The sequence below is a fragment of the Microbacterium sp. P03 genome (genome assembly GCF_043556235.1).
GTDB lineage: Bacteria > Actinomycetota > Actinomycetes > Actinomycetales > Microbacteriaceae > Microbacterium.
Genome location: NZ_JBIGIM010000004.1, coordinates 80,558 through 106,348, shown reverse-complemented (window position 1 = coordinate 106,348; position 25,791 = coordinate 80,558). Strand labels below are relative to the sequence as shown.

Annotated in this window: 19 protein-coding genes; 12 read left to right on the top strand and 7 right to left on the bottom strand. The window is 70.8% G+C overall.

What is annotated here, in order from left to right; all coding sequences use genetic code 11:
* Window positions 1-54: 54 nt before the first annotated feature.
* Complete coding sequence (locus ACFXOO_RS11815; protein WP_394563689.1) at window positions 55-1,485, bottom strand: MFS transporter; 1,431 nt, start codon at window positions 1,483-1,485, stop codon at window positions 55-57.
* Window positions 1,486-1,533: 48 nt separating this feature from the next.
* Window positions 1,534-2,949 (bottom strand): peptide synthetase, encoded by a 1,416-nt coding sequence (locus ACFXOO_RS11810; protein WP_394563688.1) that lies wholly within the window; start codon window positions 2,947-2,949, stop codon window positions 1,534-1,536.
* A 71-nt stretch (window positions 2,950-3,020) separates the two neighbouring features.
* On the opposite strand from ACFXOO_RS11810, the gene ACFXOO_RS11805 reads away from it, so the two are divergent.
* The 4 genes from ACFXOO_RS11805 to menC all read left to right on the top strand — a co-directional run bounded on the left by ACFXOO_RS11805 (window position 3,021) and on the right by menC (window position 6,338).
* A complete protein-coding gene (locus ACFXOO_RS11805) occupies window positions 3,021-3,800 on the top strand; it encodes an alpha/beta fold hydrolase (protein WP_378843169.1) in 780 nt (259 codons plus the stop codon).
* Window positions 3,801-4,012: 212 nt separating this feature from the next.
* On the top strand, window positions 4,013-4,726 hold the full coding sequence (locus ACFXOO_RS11800; RefSeq protein ID WP_378843171.1) for a GNAT family N-acetyltransferase: 714 nt from the start codon (window positions 4,013-4,015) through the stop codon (window positions 4,724-4,726).
* A gap of 108 nt (window positions 4,727-4,834) precedes the next feature.
* Window positions 4,835-4,990 (top strand): hypothetical protein, encoded by a 156-nt coding sequence (locus ACFXOO_RS11795; protein ID WP_378843173.1) that lies wholly within the window; start codon window positions 4,835-4,837, stop codon window positions 4,988-4,990.
* A gap of 214 nt (window positions 4,991-5,204) precedes the next feature.
* A complete protein-coding gene (gene menC, locus ACFXOO_RS11790) occupies window positions 5,205-6,338 on the top strand; it encodes an o-succinylbenzoate synthase (RefSeq protein ID WP_394563687.1) in 1,134 nt (377 codons plus the stop codon).
* 24 nt (window positions 6,339-6,362) lie between these two features.
* Here menC and ACFXOO_RS11785 read toward each other — a convergent pair whose 3' ends face one another.
* Both ACFXOO_RS11785 and ACFXOO_RS11780 read right to left on the bottom strand, forming a co-directional pair.
* Window positions 6,363-7,529, bottom strand: coding sequence for a cystathionine gamma-synthase (locus tag ACFXOO_RS11785; RefSeq protein ID WP_394563686.1), 1,167 nt, complete (start codon window positions 7,527-7,529; stop codon window positions 6,363-6,365).
* Window positions 7,526-8,548: a pyridoxal-phosphate dependent enzyme gene (locus tag ACFXOO_RS11780; RefSeq protein ID WP_394563685.1), complete on the bottom strand. Its 1,023-nt coding sequence runs from the start codon at window positions 8,546-8,548 to the stop codon at window positions 7,526-7,528. The genes ACFXOO_RS11785 and ACFXOO_RS11780 overlap by 4 nt, the downstream gene beginning before the upstream one ends.
* 177 nt (window positions 8,549-8,725) lie before the next feature.
* Here ACFXOO_RS11780 and ACFXOO_RS11775 point away from each other — a divergent pair, with 177 nt between their 5' ends.
* Together ACFXOO_RS11775 and ACFXOO_RS11770 are read left to right on the top strand one after the other, a co-directional pair.
* Window positions 8,726-10,579 carry a substrate-binding domain-containing protein gene (locus tag ACFXOO_RS11775; protein ID WP_378843181.1) on the top strand — a complete coding sequence of 618 codons (1,854 nt, stop codon included), beginning with the start codon at window positions 8,726-8,728 and terminating at the stop codon, window positions 10,577-10,579.
* Between the two features lie 10 nt (window positions 10,580-10,589).
* Entirely contained in the window at window positions 10,590-11,603 is a 1,014-nt protein-coding gene (locus ACFXOO_RS11770; protein ID WP_394563684.1) for a hypothetical protein, read from the top strand.
* Window positions 11,604-11,630: 27 nt separating this feature from the next.
* Here the strand turns inward: ACFXOO_RS11770 and ACFXOO_RS11765 are convergent, their stop codons facing one another.
* The gene (locus ACFXOO_RS11765) at window positions 11,631-12,443 is read right to left on the bottom strand and encodes an SDR family oxidoreductase (RefSeq protein WP_394563683.1); all 813 of its coding nucleotides are present in this window, start codon (window positions 12,441-12,443) and stop codon (window positions 11,631-11,633) included.
* 151 nt (window positions 12,444-12,594) lie between these two features.
* On the opposite strand from ACFXOO_RS11765, the gene ACFXOO_RS11760 reads away from it, so the two are divergent.
* Window positions 12,595-13,170, top strand: a complete 576-nt coding sequence (locus ACFXOO_RS11760; protein ID WP_378853086.1) for an AAA family ATPase — start codon at window positions 12,595-12,597, stop codon at window positions 13,168-13,170.
* A 22-nt stretch (window positions 13,171-13,192) separates the two neighbouring features.
* Here ACFXOO_RS11760 and ACFXOO_RS11755 read toward each other — a convergent pair whose 3' ends face one another.
* Together ACFXOO_RS11755 and ACFXOO_RS11750 are read right to left on the bottom strand one after the other, a co-directional pair.
* Complete coding sequence (locus ACFXOO_RS11755) at window positions 13,193-13,684, bottom strand: FBP domain-containing protein (RefSeq protein WP_378843189.1); 492 nt, start codon at window positions 13,682-13,684, stop codon at window positions 13,193-13,195.
* 225 nt (window positions 13,685-13,909) lie between these two features.
* Window positions 13,910-14,848: an NADP-dependent oxidoreductase gene (locus ACFXOO_RS11750; protein ID WP_394563810.1), complete on the bottom strand. Its 939-nt coding sequence runs from the start codon at window positions 14,846-14,848 to the stop codon at window positions 13,910-13,912.
* Window positions 14,849-14,967: 119 nt separating this feature from the next.
* On the opposite strand from ACFXOO_RS11750, the gene ACFXOO_RS11745 reads away from it, so the two are divergent.
* The 5 genes from ACFXOO_RS11745 (at window position 14,968) to ACFXOO_RS11725 (ending at window position 25,768) form a co-directional block, all read left to right on the top strand.
* Complete coding sequence (locus ACFXOO_RS11745; protein ID WP_394563682.1) at window positions 14,968-15,471, top strand: MarR family winged helix-turn-helix transcriptional regulator; 504 nt, start codon at window positions 14,968-14,970, stop codon at window positions 15,469-15,471.
* Between the two features lie 439 nt (window positions 15,472-15,910).
* On the top strand, window positions 15,911-17,296 hold the full coding sequence (locus ACFXOO_RS11740) for a glycine--tRNA ligase (RefSeq protein ID WP_378843193.1): 1,386 nt from the start codon (window positions 15,911-15,913) through the stop codon (window positions 17,294-17,296).
* Between the two features lie 3 nt (window positions 17,297-17,299).
* Entirely contained in the window at window positions 17,300-18,625 is a 1,326-nt protein-coding gene (locus tag ACFXOO_RS11735; RefSeq protein ID WP_394563681.1) for an FHA domain-containing protein, read from the top strand.
* Window positions 18,626-18,647: 22 nt separating this feature from the next.
* Window positions 18,648-19,781, top strand: a complete 1,134-nt coding sequence (locus ACFXOO_RS11730) for a serine/threonine-protein kinase (protein WP_378843197.1) — start codon at window positions 18,648-18,650, stop codon at window positions 19,779-19,781.
* Window positions 19,781-25,768 (top strand): Ig-like domain-containing protein, encoded by a 5,988-nt coding sequence (locus ACFXOO_RS11725; RefSeq protein ID WP_394563680.1) that lies wholly within the window; start codon window positions 19,781-19,783, stop codon window positions 25,766-25,768. Before ACFXOO_RS11730 ends, ACFXOO_RS11725 begins: the two co-directional genes overlap by 1 nt.
* Window positions 25,769-25,791: the final 23 nt, after the last annotated feature.

Below are 25,791 nucleotides of genomic sequence, written 5' to 3'. Positions count from 1 at the left end.
CGCGCCCACCGGGTGGGGTGACACGAGACGCCGGATGCCGCGGCATCCGGTGTCTCAGCGCGTCGGCGGATCCCGCCTGCTGTCTTCGGGCAGGGACGGGTGCCGCTCGTGCGGATCACGGGCGCGGGGGATGAACAGGGCCACGACGAACGCGATCGCCGCGGCGCCGAGACCGAGCACGAACGACATCGTGAAGGCGGTGGTCGTCGGAACCTGGACGCCGTCGAGGGTGGTCGAGTACGACGCGAGCACCGCGCCGATGACCGCCGCCGCGGTCGAGGTGCCCAACGACCGGAAGAGCGCGTTGAGGCCGTTGGACGCACCGGTCTCGGACGGCGGCACCGAGCGCATGATGAGCATGGGCATCGCGGCATAGCCGAACCCGATGCCCACGCCGATGATGATGTTCGCGACCAGGATGTGCCACACCTCCGACGAGAACGCCAGGGTGAACGCGTACGCCGCGACGAGCGAGATGGCACCCAGCACCAGGAGGAGTCTGGGTCCGACCGTGCGCGCCATGCGGCCCGAAAAGGGCGAGAGCACCATCATCACGAGGCCCGACGGCATGATGATCAGGCTGGCCGCGACCAGCGACAGCCCGAAGCCCGCGCCGGTCGAGACGGGCAGCTCGAGCATCTGCGGGTACGCGACGTTCGAGGCGAACAGCGAGAAGCCCATGGCGATCGACGCGATGTTCGTCAGCAGCACCGGTCGGCGCGCGGCGACGCGGAGATCGAGCAGCGGCTCGGCGATCCGCAGCTCGAACCAGCCCCACGCCAGCAGCACGACCACGCCGCCGACCCCGCACACCAGCACCGCAGGCGAGGTCCAGCCCCACTCGTTGCCTCGCGAGATCGCGAGCAGCAGACCGACGAGTCCGACGGTGAGCCCGGCGGCGCCGACGAAGTCGAACCGGCCGGCGGTGCGCAGCACGCTCACCGGGACGATCCACAGCACGAGCACGAAGACCACCGCCCCGAGGCCCGCCGCCATCCAGAACAGCACGTGCCAGTCGCTGTATTCGGTGATGACGGCGCTGATCGGCAGGCCGAGCGCGCCTCCCACGCCCAGCGTCGCGCTGATCAGCGCGATCGCGGAGTCGACGCGCTCCTCGTGCAGCACATCGCGCAGGATGGCGATGCCGAGCGGGATCACGCCGGTGATCGCCCCCTGCAGCGCGCGGCCGACGATCACTCCGATGATGCCCGGCGACAGGGCGGCGATGACCGATCCGAGCACCATCACCGCCACGAGCACCAGCACGATCCGCCGCTTGCCGTACATGTCGCCGAGGCGCCCCGAGATCGGTGTCACGACCGCGGCCGCGAGCAGCGTCGCGGTCACGACCCAGGCCGTGTCCTCGCGGCTCGCGTGCAGCAACTCGGGCAGCTTCGACTGGATCGGCACCATGAGCGTGAACATGAACGACGACGCGAGCCCCGCGATCGCGAGCACGGCGATCACCGCGCCCTGGCGGGGCATCCGGGTCAGATTTCTACGATCGTCACGCCCGGAGCCCATCACTTCAGGCTATCGGCGGAGTGATGCCTCCCGGGCCGAGGCGCGGAAGGCCCCGTCGACCGCCTCGATCCACCGGCGCAGACTCGCCCGGGCTTCGGGTGTGTCAGGGTAGCGAACCCGCAGATGCAGCCCGCTCCCGTTCACGATGAACCACACCATCACCCCGTCGGTCGGGATCACCGCTGACACGTGCTGCACGCGGAGCGCGTCATCCAGCTGCACCGGCAGCCGTCGCGCGTCGAGCCAGGAGAGCGCGAACATCCCCGGCCCCGCGGGCATGCCGCTCGGACCGAAGATCGGCGCCAGCGGGTAGGACCCGAGCGCGAGGGACTGCTTCACGGCCGCCGCGCACGCGGCGGGGTCGGGGTCGTCGCACTCCAGCACCGCGTTCGTGATGAACCAGCCGACCGCCCCGTGCCAGCTCTCGTCGTGCCGGCTGTGCACCGGGAAAACCGCGCGCAGAGCGGACGCCGCGACCTCGGCCGTCACCGTCGTCAGCAGCGACACCGACAGCGAGATGAGGCGCACCCCCGCCGCGGCCGCCCGTGCCTCGAAGGCGTCGAGCTCGGCCGCGTCGAGCAGATCGTGCACCTCCACGACTTCGGGTCGCCGTTGCGACAGGTCGCCCAGCGGCATCGGGAACACCGGCATCGATCCGTCGCCGCGGGCGAGCACCCCCGCCCACTGCTGCTGAACCTCGGCGGGCGCCGGCCCGGCGGCGGCCAGCTGCGCGGTGTGGACGGCGAAGGGGGTCGCCGGCTCGAGCGCCGCGCCCGGATCCCGCCCCCCGCGCACGTCATCCAGGCACGTGACGAGGTCGCGGACGAGTACCTGCAGCGACCACATGTCGACGTGGGAGTGGTCGGAGCCGATCAATACGACGGGTCGGGGATCGATGGCGGACTCGGCGTTACCCCCGTTCTCGGCCCCGGGCGGGGGCTCGACGACGATCAGCCGGTGCGACGGACGCGCGAACGGCCGGCAGTGGGCATCGAACACCCGCCGGACGATCCGGCGTGCCTCCTCGCCGTCGTCGGCGGCGGAATGCTCCTGCCACCGCCCGGGGCCGAGGGGGATCTCATGCAGGCGCACGGCGTCGCCGCCGGCTCCGGCCTCGTCACCTCCGCCGGGCGAGAAGGCCGTGCGCAGCGTTCCGTGCCGGGCGACGACGGCGTCCCACGCCGTCGCGAGCTCGGCGCGTAGGCGGGCGCTCGGATCCGTCACCGGCCCGCGGGGGGTCGCGGCCGCCTCCGGCACACGGAAGGCGATCGCCATCCAGGATCCGGGTCGATCGCCCTCACCCACGTGACGCCCCTGATCGAACGAGACGGGCACGGATGCCGCATCCGCCCCCGCCTCATCGAAGCCGTAGCTCATCACCCGGCCCGGAGGCAGGGAGATGAGGGCGACGTTGGTGAGGCGCATGGCGCCGTAGTCTAAATGGACGACGTTTCGACTCTGCGACATCCCGCCCGTTCCGCATCCCCGGAGGACCGTTGCCCACTCTCGAGGTCCGCGGCGCCGTGCTGGACTACGACATCGCCGGCGAGACCGGTCCGCTGGTGGTGCAGCTGCACGGCCTCACGTCCTCGCGCGACCGCGACGCGCAGCTCGGACTCGACCTGTCGCGTGCGTTGCGCGGCCATCGCGTGCTGCGGTACGACGCCCGTGGGCACGGCAACTCGACGGGGACGAGGGATGCCGCGGACTACCGCTGGGATCGCCTGGCGGGTGACCTGCTCGCTCTGCTCGAGCACGTCGCCCCTGACGAGCGCGTGCACGGCGTCGGGCCGTCGATGGGCACCGGCACGCTGCTGCACGCAGCGGTGCGGCGTCCCAAGAGGTTCGCGAGCCTCACCTTCGTGACCCCGCCGACGGCCTGGAAGACGCGCCGCGCCCAGGCCGCGCGCTACCTCGACAACGCGCGGCTCGTCGAGCGCCTCGGGCTGAGCGCGTTCGTGGAGCAGGGGAGCACCGCACCCGTTCCGCCGGCCCTGGCCTACGCGCCGGAGACGCGTCCGCGGGTGGACGAGGCGCTGCTGCCGACCGTGATGCGCGGCGCCGCCTCGACAGATCTGCCCCCGCGCAAGCAGATCGCGCGCATCCAGGCGCCGACGCTCATCCTCGCGTGGACGCGAGACCAGGCCCACCCGATGAAGACCGCCAACAGGCTGCACGAGACGATCGACTCGAGCCGCCTCGTCGTGGCCCGCAGCCCGTACGGCATCATGGCCTGGCCCGGGCTGTTCGCCGAGCATGTCACGACGACGCGCTGAACCCCGCGCGCCGCCCTGATCTCCGCTGCCCCTCCGCGCGAACGTTCGCGACGCGCCGTATGCAGCGTATGCGCCGTCGTCGTGACGGCATGTCGCGACCGTTCGCGGCGAACGGGAGGGGTTCGCGGTGAACGGGAGGCGAACGAGGGAACGGGGCGGGAACGCGACGCCGGGGGAGGGCGACGGCCGCGACCGGGTGCCAGACTGACGGGATGGCAGACCACGAACCCTCCTCCGCCCTCGAGATCCGCGAGCTCGCCACCGTCGCGCAGGTCTTCGAGGCATCCGCGGTCCTCGGCGAGGTCTGGGGCGGAGACCGCTCGGGAATGCCGCCGAACCTGCTGCGCGCGCTCGCCCATGCCGGCAACTACGCGGTCGGGCTCTACGACGGCGACACGATGGTCGGGGCATCCGTCGCCTTCTTCGCCGCACCCGCAGCCCGCTCGATGCACTCGCACATCACCGGAGTGCTGCCGGGTCTGCAGAGCCAGGGACTCGGGCGCCTGATCAAGCAGCATCAGCGGGAATGGGCGTTCGCGCGAGACGTCGGACACATCACCTGGACGTTCGATCCGCTCGTCTCCCGCAATGCGCACTTCAACTTCCGGGTGCTGGGGGTGCGCGCGACCGAGTACCTCGTCAACCAGTACGGCCCGATGGACGACGGAGTGAACCGCGGCGACGAGTCCGATCGCATCATGGTGTCGTGGGCGCTCGCCGCCCCGCCGGTGCCCACTCCCACGGGTGACCGGGTCGTCGCCACCGTCGAGGTGCCGCACGACATCGCCGCTCTCCGCGACGAGTCGCCATCGGATGCCGCGGCCTGGCGCATCCGCGTCCGCGAGGCCGTGCTCGGTCATCTCGCGGACGGGCTCGTCATCGGCGGCTTCGACGATGAGCGCGGGTACCTGTTCATCCGGCCGTGATGATCGATCTGAACACCGATGTATCACGGAGCCATCCGATCGCTCCTCGTCTCCGAAGAACAAGCGCGAGCGGCCGCAGGGTCGCCGTCACGGACACGGGAGATGGACATGCGGGCATACCTGGAGCGGGCCACGCGCCGCATGCATCCGTCGAACCCGGGTTCCGCTGTTCCACGGCAGTCGGTGAGTCGCAGCGCGAAGGCCCTCCAGCCGCGCGCCGCGCGCACCACCTTCGTGCCGGTCCGCGACCTGGCCGCCTTCTGAGGCGCTGAGGGAGCCGCCCGAGGCCGGGCATCCGTCGACACCTGGGGAGGAATCGACGGACCAGCCCGGCCTCCGGGCGCACATCGCTGCTTCCTCCGGGTCACGGGACTCGCCGGAAGCCGGGCATCTGCCGAAGTCCGGGGGGATTCGGCGGATCGGCCCGGCTTCCGGCGCATCTCCGACGCCCGGTCCCCGGCCCCACTAGCCTGAGCCCATGCCCATCGCCCGGCCTGCCGCATCCGTCTCCCTCGAAGGATTCGAGCTGCGCGTGCTCCGGATCCCCCTCGTCGCACCCTTCACCACGAGCTTCGGCACCGAAGAGGTGCGCGAAGCGATCGTCGTGCGCGCGCTGACGACCGACGGCGAGGGATGGGGCGAGATCGTCACCGCGGCGGCGCCGCTCTATTCGAGCGAGTACACGCAGGGAGCATGGGATGTTGCGCGTCGATTCCTCGTGCCCGCACTGCTCGCGCAGGGCACGGTCGCGCCGGAGGAGGTGTCCGGAGTACTCGCGCCGTTCGTGGGACACCGCATGGCGAAGGCGGGGATCGAACTCGCCGTGCTCGACGCGGGACTCCGCGCCGAAGGCCGGGTGCTCGGCGAATACCTGGGTGCGGTGCACGACCGGGTCCCGAGCGGGGTGAGCGTCGGCATCCAGCGCGATCCGGCGGCGCTCGTCGACGTCGTCGGCGGATATCTGGACGAAGGCTACGTGCGCATCAAGATCAAGATCAAGCCGGGCCGCGACATCGCCGAGACGGCCGCGCTGCGCGAGGCATTCGGCGGCATCCCGCTGCAGGTCGACGCGAACTCGGCCTACACGCTCGCCGACATCGACACCCTGGCCGAGCTCGACCGATTCGATCTCCTCCTGATCGAGCAGCCGCTGCAGGAGGACGACATCGTCGACCACGCCACCCTCGCCCGGGCGCTGCGCACCCCGGTGTGCCTGGACGAATCGATCGTGTCGCGCAAGGCCGCTGCCGACGCGCTGGCCCTGGCGGCGGCATCCGTCGTCAACATCAAGGCCGGACGGGTCGGCGGCTATCTCGAGGCGGTCGCGATCCACGATCTGTGTCGGGATGCCGCGATCCCGGTGTGGTGCGGAGGCATGCTCGAGACCGGTATCGGCCGCGCGGCCAACGCCGCCCTCGCCGCACTTCCCGGCTTCACGCTGCCGGGGGACGTGTCGGCCTCGAGTCGCTTCTACGCCCGCGACATCGTCACCGAACCGGCGGTGCTCGAAGACGGACACGTCCGCGTGCCGACCGGGCACGGGATCGGGGTCCAGATCGACGAGATCGCCCTGGAGGACTTCACCGTGGCCCGCGAGACCGTCCGGCGCTGAGCAGGCGCGCCCGACGGGGTTTGGTCAGAGCCCTGCGAGCGCCTCGTCGAGGTCGGTGATGAGGTCGTCGACGCTCTCGATCCCGACCGACAGGCGCGCGAGCTCCTCGGGGACGGCGAGTTCGGTGCCCCGCACCGATGCGTGCGTCATCGCGTCGGGGTAGTTCATGAGCGATTCCACGCCACCGAGCGACTCGGCCAGCTGGAAGAGCCGGGTGGACTCCGCGAAGCGCCGGGCGGTGGCGCCGTCGGCGAGCTCCACCGACACGATTCCGCCGAAGCGGGACATCTGCGCCGCCGCCAGATCGTGGCCGGGGTGGGACGTCAGGCCGGGGTAATGCACCCGCGCGACGCGGTCGTGCCCCGAGAGGAACTCCGCGATCGCCTGCGCGTTCTCGCTGTGACGCTGCATGCGCACGCCGAGGGTCTTGATGCCGCGCGTGGTGAGCCAGGCGTCGAGCGGGCCCGAGACGGCGCCCGCCGCGAACTGCAGGAACTTCGCCTGCTCGGCGAGGGCGTCATCGTTGGTCACGAGGGCGCCACCGACCACGTCGGAGTGGCCGCCGAGGTACTTGGTGGTGGAATGCACGACGACGTCGGCCCCCAGGGCGAGCGGGTTCTGCAGAGCCGGGGAGGCGAAGGTGTTGTCCACGACGACGAGGGCGCCCGCCTGATGGCCGAGCCGGGCGAGTCCGGCGATGTCGGTGATCCGCAGCAGCGGGTTGCTCGGCGTCTCGACCCAGACGATGCGCGCCGGCCGCTCCTCGAGCGCGGCCGCGACGGCGCTCAGGTCGCTCATGTCGACGATCCGCAGCCCCACGCCCCAGGGGGCGAGCACGCGGGCGAGCAGGCGGTACGTGCCGCCGTAGACGTCGTTGCTGAGCAGCACCTCATCACCCGGCGTGAGCACCGCGCGCAGCAGTGCGTCCTCCGCGGCGAGGCCAGACGCGAACGACAGCCCGTGGGCGCCGCCTTCGATCGCCGCGAGCTGCTCCTCGAGCGCCGTGCGCGTCGGGTTGCCGCTTCGGCCGTACTCGTACCCGGCGTGCAGGCCGCCGATGCCGTCCTGGGCATACGTCGTCGAGAAGTGCACCGGCGGGATGACGGCCCCGGTCGTGGGGTCGAACTCCTGACCCGCGTGCACCGCCCGGGTGTCGAAGCCGCGGGGGGTGGCGGACGAGGACTGGCTCATGCGTGTTCTCCTTCGTGAGAGATGTGGGGGACGGATGCCGCGGGGTGGCGGTCTCCGTGGGCGGCGACGTCGTAGCCGTGGTCACGCATCCAGTCGTCGTCGAAGATCTTGGTGAGGTAGCTGCGTCCGTGGTCGGGGAGGAGGACGACCACGACGGCATCGCCGGGCAGGTCGCGGGCGGCGCGGAGGGCGCCCACCACGGCCATGCCGCTGGACCCGCCCACGAGGAGTCCCTCCTCACGCGCCAGGCGTCGCGTCATCGCGAACGACTCCGCATCCGAGACGCGGTGGAACTCGTCCACCACGGTCGGGTCGAAGGTCGCGGGCCAGAAGTCCTCTCCGACACCCTCGACGTCGTACCCGTGCACGGGGCCACCGGAATACAGCGAGCCCTCCGGCTCGACCCCGACGATCCGCACCGTCTGCGCCGAGGCATCCCGCAAGTAACGTCCGGTACCGGTGATGGTGCCCCCGGTGCCGACGCCCGCCACGAAGTGCGTCACCCGGCCGTCGGTGTCGCGCCAGATCTCGGGCCCGGTGCTGTCGTAATGGCCGCGGGGGCCGTTCTGGTTCGCGAACTGGTCTGGTTTGAACGCCCCCGGGATCTCGCGGGCCAGGCGGTCGGACACGCTGTAGTAGGAACGGGGGTCTTCGGGCGGCACCCGGGTGTCGGTGACGACCACCTCGGCGCCGTAGGCCCGCAGTACCGCGACCTTCTCGCCCGCGAACTTGTCGGGGACGACGAAGACCATGCGGTAGCCGCGCTGCAGGGCGATCAGCGCGAGGCCGACACCGGTGTTGCCGCTCGTCGGCTCGACGATCGTGCCGCCGGGCTTCAGGAGGCCGTCGCGTTCGGCGGCGTCGATGATGGTGCGGGCGATGCGATCCTTCGACGAGCCGCCGGGGTTGAAGTACTCGACTTTGGCGAGGACCGTCGCTGCGATGCCGTCGGTGACGCGATCGAGCCGGACGAGAGGAGTGTTGCCGACGAGGTCGGCCACGCTGGAGGCGTAACGCACGAGAGGAATCCTTGGGTGTTGCCGCGCAGGGGCGGAAGGTGTCGGGGTCGCGGGAGGGGTGCCGGAGGCACTCAGCGACAACAACGACAGGTCAACACGCAGACGAGCATACCGGCATCGCCGCCTCGAGCGCCCGGAGTCATCGCCCGAATCCCAGCCGACGCATAGGCTGAGCACATGTCAGCCCGGCCGCGCCGCAGCACCACGGCGACACCCACGTCCCGCCCCCGTCGAGGTCTTGCCCTGCTCACCGCGGGGATGACGATGGCGCTCGCGCTGAGTGCCTGCACCGCCGGAACCGACGACAACGGCGGAAGCGATCGAGGCGACTTCGCCGACGACGGCTGCACGAGCGTGGTCGTCGCGACGTCATCGGAGAAGGTCAACATGCTCGACGCGCTCGCGGCGGCCTTCAAGGAGTCACCCGAGGCGAAGGCGCTCGACACCTGTGCGACCGTCCGCCCCATCAACGTGTCGTCCGGCGATGCCACCCGCAACCTGACCGCCGGCGGCGACTGGCCCGACGCCGACAACCGTCGGTGGCCCACGATGTGGTCGCCGGCCTCGACCGTGTGGACCGAGCGTGTGGCCGCCGCCGCGTCGCCTGCACTCGTCGGCGAGCCCGCGTCCTTCACTCACACGCCCGTCGTGTTCGGCGTGCCCGAGACCATGGCGCGGGCCCTCGGTTGGCCCGGCACACCGATCGGGATCGCCGATCTCGAGCGACTCTGTTCCGACCCCGAGGGTTGGGGCAGTGTCGGAAAGTCCATTTGGGGATCGTTCAAGATCTCCAAGACGAACCCGAACACCTCCACCACGGGACTCTCGGCCATCCTGATGCAGTCGTACGAAGCATCCGGAAAGACATCGGACCTGACGACGGCCGATGTCGCGGCGGCGGCCGAGTTCTCGCGGGTGTTCGAGGAATGCGTCATCCACTACGGCGACACCACGGGCAAGGTGCTGACGACCCTGGCCGAGGAGTCGCAGAACGGCGCCGGCGGATCGGGCTACGTCTCGGCTGTGGCGCTCGAGGAGACGTCGCTGCTGAACTACAACCAGGGCAACCCCGACTCGCACACCGTGCAGCCGGGTGAGACCCTGACCCCGCCGAAGGAGAAGCTCGTCGCGGTCTACCCGAAGGGTGGCTCGATGTGGTCGGACAACCCGATCACCGTGCTCGGTGCGTCGTGGGTCACCGACGAGCAGCGCACCGCAGGGGCCGCCTTCGCGGCGTTCGTCCAAACCGCGGACGCGCAGAAGATCCTGCCCGGCTTCGGCTTCCGCCCGCTGGACGAATCGGTGCCGCTCGGCGAGCTGTTCACCACCGATTACGGCGTCGACCCGGCGCAGCCCGCGATCACCCTGCCGCGTCCCGGCGTCGACGTGGTGTCTGCCGCGATCGACCAGTGGACGCAGATCCGCAAGCCCTCGTCCGTACTCGAAGTGATCGACATCTCGGGGTCGATGGACGACTCGATCGGCGATGGCCGCTCCAAGCTCGACGGCGCGATCGAGGGCGCGCAGTCCACCCTCGACCACTTCCGCCCAAGCGACGACGTCGGCGTGTGGGCGTTCACGACGGGTATCTCCTCGGCGGCGGGCAACGGAATCGGTGTCATCCGCGACGTCACGCCGCTGGCATCCGATCTCGAGTCCCTGAGCTCGTCGCTCGATGATCTGCGCTTCGCCGACCGGCAGGGCACCCCGCTGTACGACGCGATCTCGGCCGCCTACGACGAGATGACCGCGCGGGCCGAGCCCGGCCGCATCAACGCGATCGTGGTGCTGTCGGACGGCCAGGACACCGACTCGGCGATCTCGCTTGATTCGCTGGTCGCCAAGATCGGCACCGCGTCGCGCGAAGGCGGCGACGACGCACCGGTGCGCATCTTCCCGATCGCGTACGGCGAAGGCGCCGACACCGGAGCGCTGCAGCGCATCGCCGAAGCGACCGGCGGCCAATGGTTCGACGCGTCCGACGCGAAGAAGATCGATCTCGTCTTCGCGTCCGTCATCAACAACTTCTGACGAGCGCAGCATGGGATTCGTGTTCACCGACGCCGGCGGCTATGTCGATGATGCGGTCGATGGGCTCGCGCAGGGGCACGTCTTCGTCTCTTCCGAGGTCGACGGCGCCGCTGCGCTGACCTCGTCCCTGCAGCAGCAGATCTCGGATGCCTCGATCGGCGTCGCCGTCTTCTCGGACAACGCCGCGCTCGAGGCATCCGGACCCGAGATCGTGTCGCAGCTCGCCGAACGCACCGGGTACGACACCATCATCGTCGCGGTGGGTGGCGACCTGTCCGCGGGTTCGCGCGTGATCGAGCCGGCCGGTGAGGCCATGCGCATGGCCAATCAGGCCGAAGGGTCTGCCACTTCCGTCGGCCAAGCGCTGACCGAGACGATCCAGAGCGTGGTCGCGGCCTCCGATCAGCCATCGCCGGCGGCTGGGTCGGACGGCGGACCCCTCATCGGGGTCGTGCTCGTGGTCGTCGCCCTCGTCGCGGTGGTCGGGGTGACGTGGGGCGTCGTGCGCGGCCGACGATCGCGGGCCGATGGGGCCGGGCGCGGCCTGCCTGACGAGATGCGCGCTCACGTCGCGGCGCTTCGGGCGCTCAGCGGCGAATACGACGCCGTCGGCGCGCGCGGCAATGGGATCGCTGCGCAGACCGGCGCTGAGATCGCCGTGATCGCGGCGAACGTGACCGAACTCTTCGCCCGGCTCGGCAGGCGGAACGACGAACAGAGCGGCATCGCCGCCACCGAATACGACGACAAGCTCCGCAAACTCACGGCTGCGCTCGACCGGGATTACCTCCTCGACATCCTGACCCACCCGAACCTCTGGGACGATCCCGGAGGCCGCATCGACGAGGTCCGCGGCGCCGTCACCGCGGTCTCAGAGGAACTGGTCGAGAACATCAAGCAGGTCAACGCCCGCCGCGGCCTGCAGTTCCAGGTTTCTCTGGACGGGCTTATCGGCGGACGGAAAGAGCTGCGCGACTGGGAGCGCCAGTTCGACGACGCGTCGGGCGACGGCCCCGCGAACTGAGGGCGATGTCGCACTCGCGCCGCGCCGTCAGCCGCGACGCCAGTCGTCGCTCTCGAGGTGCGATCCCGCCTGCGGTCCCATCAGCAGCATTCCGCCGTCGACGACCCAGCTGGCGCCGCTGACGTAGCTCGCGGCCGGGGAGGCGAGGAAGGCGACGACTCCGGCGATCTCTTCGGCGCGGCCGGGGCGGGCCAGCGGGATGCCGGGGCGCCGCGTCTGTTCGGCCTCTTCCGAGGTCATGTCGTTGAGCGGTGTGGCGATCTCACCGGGAGCGACCGCGTTGACCGTGATGCCCTGCGCACCCAGCTCGAGCGCCATCGTCTTGATGAGCCCGCCCAGGCCGTGCTTGGCGGCGACGTAGGCCGCGGATCCCGCCCGCGGGGCGTGCTCGTGCACGCTGCTCACGGCGATCAGTCGCCCGCCTGCGTCGGCCTTCGACATGTGCCGTGCGGCGGCCTGCAGCCCCACGAAGGCGCCGTCGAGGTTGAGCGCGACATCCGCCCGCCAATCCTCCACCGAGAGGTCGAGGAACGCGCCGCCCGAGCCGCCGCCGGCGTTGTTGACGAACACGTCGAGGCCGCCCAGGTCGTCGATGAGCCCGTCGATGACGGCCGCCGCCCCGTCGAGGTCGGTCGCGTCGAACTGCACGACGAACGCCTTCCGGCCGCGGGAGCGCACCCCCTCCGCCGTCTCCTCGGCGCCCTCCTTGTCGCTGTGCCACGTGACACCGACGTCCATTCCGGCGTCCGCCAGGGCCAGGGCGGTGGCACGGCCGATGCCGGAATCGGAGGCGGTGACGATGGCGCGGTGCGGTGCGAATACAGAGGACGTGGAAGTCATGTCCTCGACGCTAGACGCGGGGTGCGACACCGGCGCGGGGGTTTACAGGGCCGCGGCGAGACGTTAGGCGGGGCGCGTGCTGCGGCGGAGGCGGGGGGATGCCGCGGGGGCGCCGCGTACCCGGCGCTGACGGCCGGATACGATGCTGATCGTGCGGAGCTTCGACGAACCACTCGGATTCCGCCCTCGGAGGGTCGTGGTCGCCGGTGTGTCCGGTACGGGCAAGACGACGCTCGCCGCGCGGATCGCCGTCGCGCTCGACGCTCCCCACACCGAGATCGACGCGCTGTTCCACGGTCCGGGCTGGACTCCTCGGGAGGAGTTCCAGAGCGACGTGCGCGCCCTGGTCGCGGGGGAGGCGTGGACGACGGAGTGGCAGTACTCCACCGCGCGGCCGCTGCTCTCGGAGCGCGCCGACCTGATCGTCTGGCTCGACCCGCCGTTCCTCACGGTCACGCTGCCGCGTGTCGTCCGGCGCACCCTCCGGCGGCGCGTCCGCCGGGAGGTGCTCTGGAACGGCAACATCGAACCGCCGCTGTGGACCTTCTTCACCGACCCCGAGCACATCGTGCGCTGGGCGTTCGCCACGAGGAAGAAGTACGCCCGGCAGGTGCCGCAGCTGGAGGCCGAGCATCCGCACCTCACCGTCGTGCGGCTCCGCTCGCAGCGCGAGATCGAGGAGTGGCTCCGGGGACCGCTCGCCGAGGCGATGAGGCTGCGGGGCTAGAGGACCCGGAGCGGCGCGAGGCTCAGAAGTCGCCGCGGACGTCTCGGACGAATCCCTCGACGTGCTTCCGCAGTGCGTCGATGCGCCGATCGCGGGCCGCTTCGCGGTCGAAGCCGAGGTAGGCGCTCGGGGGCAGAATGCGCACGTTCCGCGAGCATTCGAAGTTCTCGCAGATCAGCGTGCCCACCGTGTCGCCGCGCCGGCCGGCGTCACCTGCCCGTTTCGTCGTGTAGAACACCACGTCGTTGGGCAGCTGGACGTCGGCGCACCAGGAGCACTGCGGCCGGCTGCGGGCGCGCGAATCGGTCTGACGCAGGAGCAGCCCGACAGGCTCATCGTCGATATCGGCCACGATGTAGCTGACGTTCGGGAGCTTGGGGTCCCGCCAGCCGAGATAGTCTCGCGTGCCGAAGTCGAGCTCGTCGAAGTCTGCGGGCAGCGCGATGTTCTTGCGTTCGCTGCGGGACGCGTTGAGGAAGGATGCCCGGACCTGGGCCTCGGTGAAGATACGCATGCGCGTGCTTTCTGTGCGGTCGCCGCGTGGCGACGTTCGTGAGGGAGGGGTGCCCGAAGGCGGGTGCCGGCCGGAGCGCGGACACGCTCGGCGGGCGTCGTGGCGGATGAGCCTCAGGCTCGCTCGCCTGTCGACGCGGTGCGCGTCGACGACCTCCCCACGCCCGAAGGCCGCACACGAGTGTTCACGCGCCCGAGTGTACGCCCGGCCCGGTCTGTGGGTGGCTCAGTGGGCGGCGGGCATCACGACGACCTTGCCGTGGAGGTTCCCCGTCGCCGCTTCCACATGGATCTTCGGAAGCTCGCTCAGGGGGACGCGCTGAGCCACGTCGACGACGAGCTCGCCGCTGTCGATCAGGCCGACCAGTCGTGCCAGTTCGTCGACGTCCGGTTGTACGAACACGCTCGCCGTCCGGACTCCCCGTGCGGCGTCGCCGGGGGTGTCCATCCAGGCCGTGGTGGCCACGACGATCCCGCCGTCGCGAACGAGCGGAACCAACGCCTCGAACTCCCCGGGGCTGAGGGGCGCGAGGTTGAGCAGCAGATCCACGGGTTCACTGACCGACTCGGGAATGGTGCTTCGCGTGTGATCGATGATCTCGGCCGCGCCGGCTGCCGTCACGGCATCGCGGCTGCGCGGGCTCGCGGTGGCGATGACGTACGCCCCGGCGTGCGCAGCGAGTTGGACGGCATATCCGCCGACCGATCCGCCGGCGCCGGCGATCAGCACCCGCTGACCGCTCGTGAGGCCGCCCAGATCGAACAGCGCCTGCCAAGCCGTGAGTGCGACCGACGGGAATGCCGCGGCGTCAGCGAGGTCGATGCTGGTGGGGGCCTTCACGAGGACGTCGGCCGGGGCGACGACGTACTCGGCGGCGGACCCGTCCGCTCCCATCGGAAGGAAGCCCACCACGGCGTCTCCGACCGCGAGGTCGTTCACGCCCTCACCGAGAGCCTCGATGGTTCCCGAGACGTCGTAGCCGGGCACGTGGGGCAGCGCCACCGGGAAGGGCAGCGTACCGCTGCGGATACCGGAATCGGCCGGGTTGAACGCCGACCCGGCGACGCGGATCAGCACCTGCCCTGCGCCCGCGACAGGTCGGTCGGCGTCTTCGTAGCGGAGAACCTCGGGGCCCCCGAATTCGTGGAAACGCACTGCCTTCATCATGATGTTCTCTTTTCGTTCCAGAAGTGCTTCGAATGTGAAGCAACAAGGAGGAATGTATCACTGCTTCAGATTCGAAGCAAGTGCTTTGAGTTCGTAACACGCCGTAGGCTGTCGGCATGCCCGAAGAGTCCCGTTCCCTCGATCCCACGGAGTTGGGCGCGTACTTCTCGCTCATCGAGGTGAGCAGCCTGCTCAGGCACGCGGTCGAGCAGCAGCTGCGGGACGCCGGCGATCTCAGCTATGTGCAGTTCCAGCTGCTGGCCCGGCTGGGTGACTCGGCGGACGGCAGTCACCGCATGACGGACCTGGCCGACGGGGTCGTCTACAGCCGAAGCGGCCTCACCTATCAGGCTCAGACGCTGGAACAACGAGGGCTGGTCACGCGGACTCCGTCGTCGGACGACGAACGCAGCACCACCGTCACCATCACCGACTCCGGCCGGAGGATCCTGGCGCAGGTGTTCCCGGGACACATCGCCCTTCTCGATGAGATGCTCTTCGCACCTCTCGCGCGCGGCGATGTCGAGCGGCTCGCCGAGGTGCTCGGTCGAGCACGCGATCACATGCGAGCGGCCCCTCCACGCTCGGCCGCGCCCCGCAGGCGCCGCTCGTCCACCTGAAGCGCGTCGGACGTGCTCCCGGCCGCTCCCCGTCTGCTCCCCGTCGATCGACCCGGGCCGCCTCGGTGGAGACGAGACTTGGGGTATGTCCCGACGTAAAGACGGAAGACCTCGCACACTCTCGCGAATGGCGGACGAGCCGCCCATCGACCGTGCTCCGCGCGCGGCCGACACGCGGGACGACGCGCCCGCGAGCGACAAGGAGAACTCCGCCGCCGACGCGCAGTGACCGTGCGCTCGCCCACGGAAGGGCGATGCCGGTTCGACGCGCGTTCGTTCGTGTCATTCCGCGGGCGGCGTGGGGTTCATTGCGACACCGACCGGACCCGGGGAAGAGCCCCTTCTCAACTAGAATCGACGGATGCCGCGGCATCCGTCCGTTGTCGGGTGAACGCGCGCACACCCCCTCCACGCACGCAACCCGACCATTGGAGCCACCATGGCCGAACAGTCCCGCCTCGATAAGGTCATCGCCCTCGCCCGACACCGGGGGTTCGTGTTCCAAGCGGGTGAGATCTACGGTGGATCCCGGTCCGCGTGGGACTACGGCCCGCTCGGCACGGAGCTGAAGGAGAACATCCGCCGGCAGTGGTGGCAGACCTTCGTCCGCGGCCGCGGCGACATGGTGGGACTGGATTCCTCGGTCATCCTCCCCAAGCGGGTGTGGGAGGCGTCGGGCCACGTCGCCACCTTCACCGATCCGCTCGTGGAATGCCTCAACTGCCACAAGCGGTTCCGCGCCGACAACCTCATCGAGGACTTCGAAGCCCGCAAGGGTCGCGTCGCGGAGAACGGCCTCGCCGACATCCCCTGCCCGAACTGCGGGGTCAAGGGCGACTACACCGAGCCCAAGGCGTTCTCGGGCCTCATGAAGACCTATCTCGGCGTCGTCGACGACGAATCCGCGGTCAACTTCCTGCGACCGGAGACCGCCCAAGGCATCTTCGTGAACTTCGGCAACGTGCTCACCTCCTCGCGGAAGAAGCCGCCGTTCGGGGTCGGCCAGGTCGGCAAAGCGTTCCGCAATGAGATCACGCCCGGAAACTTCATCTTCCGCACACGAGAATTCGAGCAGATGGAGATCGAGTTCTTCGCGCCGCCCGCCGAGGCGCAGCAGTGGTTCGAGCACTGGGTGGAGGCCTGCTGGGACTGGTTCATCGACCTCGGCATCGACCCCGCGCACCTCCGGCGCATCGACGTGCCCGAAGAGGACCGCGCCCACTACTCCGCTGGCACGATCGACGTCGAGTACGAATTCGGGTTCGCGGGCAAGCAGTGGGGCGAGCTCATGGGCGTCGCCAACCGTACCGACTTCGACCTCACCAACCACTCCGAGGCATCCGGCACGAACCTCACCTACTTCGATCAGGCCAGCGGCGAGCGCTACACGCCCTACGTGATCGAACCGTCGTTCGGCCTGACGCGCGCCATGATGGCGTTCCTCGTCGACGCCTACCACGAGGAGGAGGCGCCCAACGCGAAGGGCGGCACCGACGTCCGCACCGTCCTCAAGCTCGATCCGCGACTGGCCCCGGTGAAGGTCGCGGTGCTGCCGCTCTCGCGCAACGAGCAGCTCTCGCCGATCGCCCGCGAACTGGCCGCCGACCTGCGCGGGCACTGGAACATCGACTTCGACGACGCCGGCGCCATCGGCCGACGCTACCGCCGACAGGACGAAGTGGGCACCCCGTTCTGCGTGACGATCGACTTCGACTCCCTCGAAGACCGCGCGGTGACCGTCCGCGACCGCGACACCATGGGCCAGGAGCGCGTACCGCTCGAGGGTCTGCGCGCCTACCTCGCGGAGCGGTTGAAGGGCGCCTGAGCCGTGTTCACGTACACGGCCGGCGGGGAGGACGCCGGATTCGCGTTGATCGCCGATCATGTCGTCGTCCTGATCGACCGGTCCGCGGGCGTGGACTTCGTGACGGCCCTGTACCGGCAGCTGCAGGACGAGGACGGCGGGCTGGATGCTGCGCTCGACGCGATCGCGGGTGCCGATGTCGGCGCGGCCGTCGCGGTCGTCGAGCTCCGGCAGGCGCGCGAGCGCACGCTCCGCGCCGCCGTGCGCGGCGCGTTCTCCGTGGAGATGGGCGGCGGCGGGTCGACGAGGCTCGGCGGTCCGAGCAGACCCGACTGGAGCATGACCGAGGCGAGCGGCGTGCACCGCTTCACCCTGCGTGCCCCCGATGCCCCCGACCTCGACGCACTGCCGCTGCGCAGCGGGGTCGTGCGTGCAACGCGCGTCGACTTCGCGATCGATGACGGCGTGCCCCCGCGGCCGGGACTTCTCCCCGAGGACGAGACCACACGGCAGATGCCGATCCTGCGGCGCGAATCCGCCCGTCGCCCGGACCCGCAGCCGACGCAGGAGCGCGTCTCACGGCTCCTCCCGGCCGAACCGGTCCCGGCCGAACCGGCGACGGACGTACCGGTGACGGACGTGCCCGTGACGGGCGAGTCCGCACCGGCAGCGACTGACCCCGCCGCGCCCACTCCGGAGCAGTCCCCAGCGGGTCGCCCGACGGCACCGTTCCCCGCACCGCTCCCGATTCGCGCCTCGGCGCACGCTGCCGCAGACATACTCGGTGCCGCGCGCGGCCGCGACGATGACGGCGGAGTAGGCGGTCATGGCGCGGCCGACACCGGAACGGGTGGCCGCGGAACGGGTGGCCACGGAACAAGCGACCGCGGGGCAGGCGACCACGGAACCGGCGACCGCGGCGGCGATCACGCACTCGTCTCCGACACGCTCGCCCCCGCGGCATCCGGTCCTGCCGGTTGGATCTTCGGCCTGCCCGACGGCAGCGAGCTCGACGATCGGGCGCCCATCGTGTTCGGCCGGAAGCCGTGGCACCGACGTGGCCGTCTGGACGACGCCGTCCACGTCGTGGTCCCGTCGCCCCGGCGTGAGATCTCGGGCGAGCACCTCGAGATCAGGATCAGCGGATCCTCGGCCACCGCCCGCGATCTGGGCTCGACGAACGGCACCCTGCTCTTCTCCGGCGACGGCGCCCCCCGCCTCGTGCACGCGGGCGTCGAGGTTCCTCTCAGCCGCGGCGATATCCTTGACCTCGGGGAAGGTTTCTGCGTCACGGTAGGCGCACGACGACCGGCGTTCGCGCGTGCTGATGCCGCGGGCGCCCCGAGCTGATCTGCGAACGGAGCACTGCCGCGTGGCCAAACGTCTCATCGCGCCGCCGCCGACGCTGCCGGGCTACAGCTACGTGCGACCGCTCGGGTCGGGCGGCTTCGCCGACGTGTACCTCTTCGACCAGGATCTGCCGCGCCGTGTCGTCGCCGCGAAGGTGCTCACGAGCGATGTGGCCACTCCGGACGTGCTGCGCACGTTCAACGCCGAAGCCGACGTCCTCGCGCGGCTGAGCTCGCACCCCGCCGTCGTCACGATCTATCAGGCCAGCATCGCGGCCGACGGCCGACCGTATTTCATCATGGAGTACTGCCCCGACACGATGAGCGCCCGCTACCGCCGCGGCCCGCTCGCCATCGCCGACGTGCTCGACATCGGTGTCCGCATCGGCGGGGCGCTCGAGACCGCGCACCGCGCGGGACTCCTGCACCGCGACATCAAGCCGTCGAACATCCTCGTCACGAGCCTCGGCTCACCCGTGCTCGCCGACTTCGGCATCGCCGCCGCACTCGCGGCCGACGGTGACGACCTGATCGCGATGTCGGTGCCCTGGTCGGCACCCGAAGTGCTCGAGGAGCGCATCAGCGGTTCGGTCCCCAGCGAGGTGTGGAGCCTCGCCGCGACCCTGTACACGCTCCTCGCCGGACGCAGCCCCTTCGAGGCCGACCGCCGCGATCTCAATTCCCGCGATCAGATCACGGCGCGCATCATCAAGGCGAAGTACACGCCCACCGGACGTGCCGATGTCCCCGACCGCCTCGAGCAGGCCCTGGCGATCGCGATGTCGAAGGATCCGGACCGTCGTTTCCCGACAGTCCATTCCTTCGCCGAAGAACTGCGCTGGGTGCAGTACGAGCTCGGAGTGCCGCCCACCAACCTCGACGTCGCCGCCACCGAATGGGTGCGCGCCGCGGGACCGCTGGCGCTCGACGACGTCGAGCGTCGTGGACCCGCCGTGACGGTCGTCAACGCCCACTCCCGTCGTGCGGTGCGGGCCGAGAAGGCCGCCGCCGAAGCCCAGCGCGACCGCGACGGCCTCGTCATCCGAGAGCGCCGACGTGGACCGAGTCCGCTGGTCGCCGCGCTCATCGGAGCGGGTGTCGCGATCGTCGCGATGGTCGGCATCGGGATCGCCCTCCTCACCTCGGGAGTGCTCTGATGGCCATCACCGCCCGCCGCCGGGTCGCGCTGAAAGTCACGGCGATCATCGCCGCGGCCGCGGCGGTCGTCACGGTGGCCGTCGTCGCCAACGGCTACGACGCGCAGGAGGTCGACAAGCTCGAGACCTCGGTCTGGGTGACGCGGTCGGCGGGACAATACGCCCGCGTCGACACCAATCTGCGGCAGATCGACACGGTGCGCGACGCCGAGGATCCGTCCTGGGTCGCCCAGTCCGGGTCGGCGGCGGTCGTGTTCACCGACGGGCTGCAGAAGATCTGGAACGTCGACCCCGCAGACCCGAAGGCCATGATCGGGTCGTCGGATGCGGCGTCCGAGTCCGGTGGGGCATCCGTCGCCGAAGGCACCACGACCCCCGCCGGAACCCGCGACGTCGTGGCATCCGGCGACTGGACCGTGTACCTGACCGACACCGGCAAGGTGTTCGTGTCGCAGGTCTCGGCGGTGGGCGCCAGCGCCAGGCCCGTGCAGATCGACCCCCTGCGTGAAACGGCGAAGGAGGGGGACACGCCCTACGACGCGACGGCGGTCGCGGTCGCCGACGACGGCACGATCGTGATGTACTCCGCGGCCGAGCAGGCGGTCCGCCGCTACAACGCCCGCACGTCGACCTTCGCGGATGAGCGCACGGTCCTCGCCTCGCCCCCCGCCGAGGACGCCACGCTCGTGCTCACCGTCGTCGGCGGCCGCTGGGTGCTGGGCGAGACGGGCGGGGATCGCGTGTGGATCGACGGACATGAGGGCCCGGTCGACGTCGGTCTGGCGGCCGGCGCGGTCGCCCAGCGCGGGTCGTCCGACAGCGGCCGAGCGTACTTCGCCGACGAGACGGGTCTGGTCTCGGTCGACATCGAGCGCGGCACGGCGGAGCGGGTGCAGGCCGGGACCGGCACACCGGCGGCACCCACCCGTGTCGACGGGAAGCTCTATGCGGCGTGGCTCGACACGACCGCCGGCACGCTGTGGACCGAGGGCGGCGACCAGGTCACGCTGGAGGTGCCGGGGGGCGCGCTCGACCAGGTGCAGCAGCCCGAGCTGGTGATCGCCTCGAACGGGCGGCGCGCCGTGCTGAACGAGACCACGACCGGACTGCTGTGGTCGATGCCCGACGGAGAGCCCATCCCACTCTCGCAGTGGCAGGCCGACGAGCAGGAGACGCAGGAGACCGGCACGGTCGAGGTGACGGATGTCGCGCAGGAGGAGCCTCCCGTGGCAGAGTCCGACGCCTTCGGCGTGCGCTCGGGCGGTGTCGCGGTGCTTCCGGTGCTGCTCAACGACCACGACCCCAACAAGAAGGACGTGCTGACCGTCGAGGCGTCCTCGATCTCCGGTGGTCTCAGCGATCCCGCCTTCGGCGAGCTGACGCTCTCCAACGACAACCAGCAGATCCTCGTGCGCGTGCGTGCCGAGAGCGGATCGGCGACGTTCTCCTACGCGGTGACGGACGGTCAGCAGCAGTCGCCGCCCACGACCGTGACGCTCACCGTCGCCGCGGACGACGCCGACACGGCGCCGGTGTGGTGCGGCGTCGAGGGGTGCCTGCAGGACTGGCCGACCGTCGAGATCGCCCCCGGCGGCACCGTCAGCGTGCCTGTGCTCACCGGCTGGGTCGATCCGGAGGGCGACCCGATGATCCTCGCGTCCGCCGTCAAAGACGACCCGAACGCTCCGCTCACCGTCGTCCCCACCGCCGACGGCCGCGTCGCCATCCGTCACACCGACCCGAATGCGGCCGGGGCCACGCTGTCGGTCGTCGTCACGGTGACCGATGACCACGGAGCATCCGCCACCAAGATCCTCAAGGTCGCGGTCACCGCCAACCCCGCGCTCGTCGCCGACCCGGTCGTGGCGGTCGCGGGCGTCGACCAGGAGCGCACGGTGGCGATCAGTCCGGTCGTCAGCGGAGGTTCGGGGTCCTACCGTCTCGTCGATGCGGTCGCCTCGTCCGGTCAGGACCAGGTCAACGTCGTGCCGAACGTGGCAGCGGGCACGGTGCAGCTCAGCGCGTCCTCCGCGGGCGAGTACATCATCGGCTACACCGTCCAGGATGCGCAGACGGAGGCGCAGCAGAACGGCATCCTGCGCTTCAGCGTGGTCGGGGGGTCGGGAGCCCTCAGCATGCCGCCGCTCACCGCCTTCGTCCGCTCCGACGAGGACACGACGCTCGAAGTGCTCGACGCCGTGCAGAACACCACCGGCCACGTGCTCGCGCTGGCGTCGGCGACCTCTTCCGACGCCCAGCTCTCGGTCGGCATCGTCGACGGCGCGAAGCTGCGCGTGTCGGGGACGACGCCGGACGGCCAGCCCGGCCGGGTGGGGACCGCGTCCATCACCGTGACCGACGGCGCGGGTTCGAGCGTGAGCTCCACCGTCACCGTGTTCCAGACCGCCCCGGCATTCGGCGTGGGACCCATCGCGGTGCCCGATGCGATCTCGGTGCGCGCCGGCGCGCAGGTGAACATCCCGGTCACGGAGAACGACATCGCCCCGCGCGGCGAGCAGGTGCTCGTGCATCCCGACATCGAGCCGTCCGGGGCAGACGGCGAACTGGCGTTCGTCGCCGGAACGGTCGTCCGGTACCTCGCACCGCCGACTCCGGGCGTGTACACGCTGCGCTATTCGGACTACCTCGACGGCGACCCCGCACGGCTGGACTCCGCCGCCATCACGGTCACCGTGCTTCCCGCGGGCGAGAACCACACCCCCGAGCCGACGGTCCTGTCCGCCCGGGTGGCGGCCGGCCAGACGGTCCGCATCCCGGTGCCCGCCAGCGGCATGGACCCCGACGGCGACCCCACGTCGCTCGTCGCGATCACGCAGCCTGCGCCGGGCCTCGGCTCCGTCGTCATCAACGCCGACGGGTCCGCCATCCGGTACACCGCCCCCGCCGGAGGTGTGCCCGACGGGCAGCTGCAGTTCTCATACACGCTCCGGGACGATCAGGGCGCGGAGGGGACCGGGACCGTCCGCATCGCCGTCCTCGGCGGAGAGCTCGCCGACGTCACCCCGGTCACGTACACCGACGGGGTGCGCGCGGTCACCGGAACGTCGGCTCCCCTCACCGTTCAGCCTCTCCTCAACGACCGCGATCCCGCGGGCGGCGCCCTGCAGCTCGTGTCGCTCGTGCCCAACGCCCCGGACGTCGAGGGCAACACCGAGTACGCGCGCCTCGACGCGCTGATCGACGACGCCACAGATCTCGAGAAGGGGATCGTGTCGCTCCGCGCGGGCACCGTGCAGGGCGTCCAGTCCTACGTCTACACGGTGCGTTCCTCGGCGACCTCGAGCACGGCACAAGGTCTGATCGTGGTCACCGTGGCCGGAGAGCCTGCGCCCGACAATCCGGTGATCTCCGACACCGTGCTGACGATCGCCGACCGGTCGACCCTCGCGTCCGGCGTCGACGTCATCACCGGCAAGACCGTGTGGGCTTCCGGCGACATCAGCGCGCTGACGCTCGCCGTGTGGGGCGATGCCGCATCCGGCTACGTCGCGACCGGCAACAAGATCTCGGGCCGCGCTCCCGTCGAGGGGGCTCTCGTTCCGTTCTCGCTCACGGGGGAGGACTCCGCCGGAAAACCGGTCGCGGCGTACGGGTTCCTCCGCATCCCGGCGCTCGACGCCATGCGCGTGCAGCTCAGGGGCGGCATCACCGCCGCCCAGGTGAACGAGGACGAGTCCGTGCGCATCGCGCTCGGAGATTCCATCCAGCTCGGCGACGGCGACCGGCTCGAAGTGCGCGAGGGCGGATCTTTCCCGGTGCAGCGCGGCAACGCGTCGTGCACGGCCTCGGGCGCGGCTTCCGTCACCTACACCGCCGGTCGCAACGCCCCCTGGACCGACAGCTGCACGGTGGAGGTGCGCATCGCCGGTCAGGACACCTGGACGCAGCTGCCGATCCCGGTCGTCATCCAGCCCAAGAGCCCCCAGGCGATCCTGAGCTCGATCAGCCGGACCGTCGCCCCCGGCGCCAGCCAGAGCATCGACCTCTACGCCGACCTCACGACCTGGGAGGGCGGACGCGTCGGCGATCGATCGTCGCTCGACTACCGAGTGGCCTTCACCGGCGGCGATTTCGTCGTCGAGCAGAACGGCTCGGCGCTCACCGTCACCGCCCGTGCCGACGCTCGCCCCGGCGCCCGCCAGAACGCCACGGTCACCGTGACGTCGTTCGGTGGCCTGTCGGCCACACTGTCGCTCATCGTCGGGGCGGCGCCGACCGACGCCCCGCGCGGCGCGACGTTCACCGCCGCCTGCGCGGTGAGCGCCGGCGCGAGCTGCACGATCCCCGTCGTCGGGATCGCCGGCGAATACGACCCGTTCGCCGGGACGCCCGGCGCGGGACTGACGCTCGCCGGCATCTCCGTGCCGGGTTGCGCGGTCGCGGGCATCTCGGCCTCCGGGACGACGTCGGTGACGGCGACGTGGCCGACGAGCGCCAAACCCTCCGGCGGCACCTGCATCGTGCCCTTCACCGTGGTGGACGCCCAGGGTCGCACCGGCGTGGGCACGCTCACGATCGACGTGCAGGGCTACCCCGCGCCGCCCAGCTCGATCACCACGACCGCCTTCACGGGCTCGTCGGTGACGATGCTGGTCACCCTCGGCGAGGCCGCGAATGCGATCCCCGGTGTGACGGGCGCGGCCATCTACGAGAACGGGGTCCAGGTTCCGGCATCCTGCGTCCCCGGCGCCGGCGGCACCTTCTCGTGCACGGTGCCCGACCTCGTGAACGGCCAGCGTCACACGTACACGGCGCGTGCCGTCAACCCGGTGGGGGAGTCGCTCGACACCACACCCGTGGTGACCTGGGCTTACAACCCGCCCGCCGTGCTGGCCTTCACCGCCGCGCCCGTCTTCGTCGACGGGCAGACCTCGACCTCGCGCGGCGGGGCCGAGCTCAGCATCGAGACCGGCGACGACGTCGCGACGCTGCAGATCGCCGCCGACAGCGGCGAGACCGTCGAGATCCCGCGCACCGGGCCCGCGACGCTCTACACGCTGACCCTCCCCGTCGGCGCCCGGCAGCTGACGGTCGTCCCGGTCAGCCAGTTCCAGCCACCGCTCGGCACCGGCAGCAGCGGCTCGCAGGCCGCCGCCGCAGTGCAGGTCGCCGGCAGCCCGTACATCGATGCGAACGGTGCCCTCTCGCCCACCTCCAACACCTCCCTGGAGATCTCGGGGGTGCAGCCCAACGGCAACTTCAGCGCGCAACCGCTCTCCGTGCTGTACGCGGCGTGGGCCGAGGGGCAGAGCGAGCCGGCGTGCAGCGCCGACGCGTCCGGAGCGGCGGTCATGCCCGGCGGACAGGCGGGGACCACCTTCACCGGCCTGCCGAGCTACACCCGATTCTTCGCGAAGGCGTGCGTGTCGAACGGCTTCGGTGCGGCCGGCTCGGCACCGGTCAGCAACTACACGTTCGCGACGTCGCCCGCGGCGCCCGGCGGACTGACGTACACGGTCGACACCACGCCCGACCTCGTCCGCGACCGCTCCTACGTCGTGGAGGCGAACTTCACCGATTACACGGTCGCAGACGTGCCGTCGGCGGGGACCGGGTTCTCGACGCGAATCTCGTCGAACTACGGCACCGGCGACCGGCTGCAGCTCTCGGCCGACCAGCTGCCGGGCACCGTCACCGCCCGCTACTGCTGGCTGCTCACCGACGCGTGCGGCACGCCGTCGACGATCGCCCCGAAGACCGCCCCGACGACCGTCACGGTCGCCGTGACGTCGGCGTGCACCGCTGAGCCGAAGGACACCGATCTGCGCTTCAGCAAGGCCGTGGACTTCGATTCGTATCGCACGGTCACCGTGACGCCGGATGCCGAGACGGAGGTCGTGACGTATCGCGTCGTGTTCCGGGGCGAATTCGCGTCGCTCCCCGCGGTCGAGCTGACGCGCTGCTTCACGCCGCCGCCACCCGAGCCGACGGTACCCGATTCCCCCGCCGACCCCACCGACCCCTGACGATCCCTTCCCAACGCACGCCC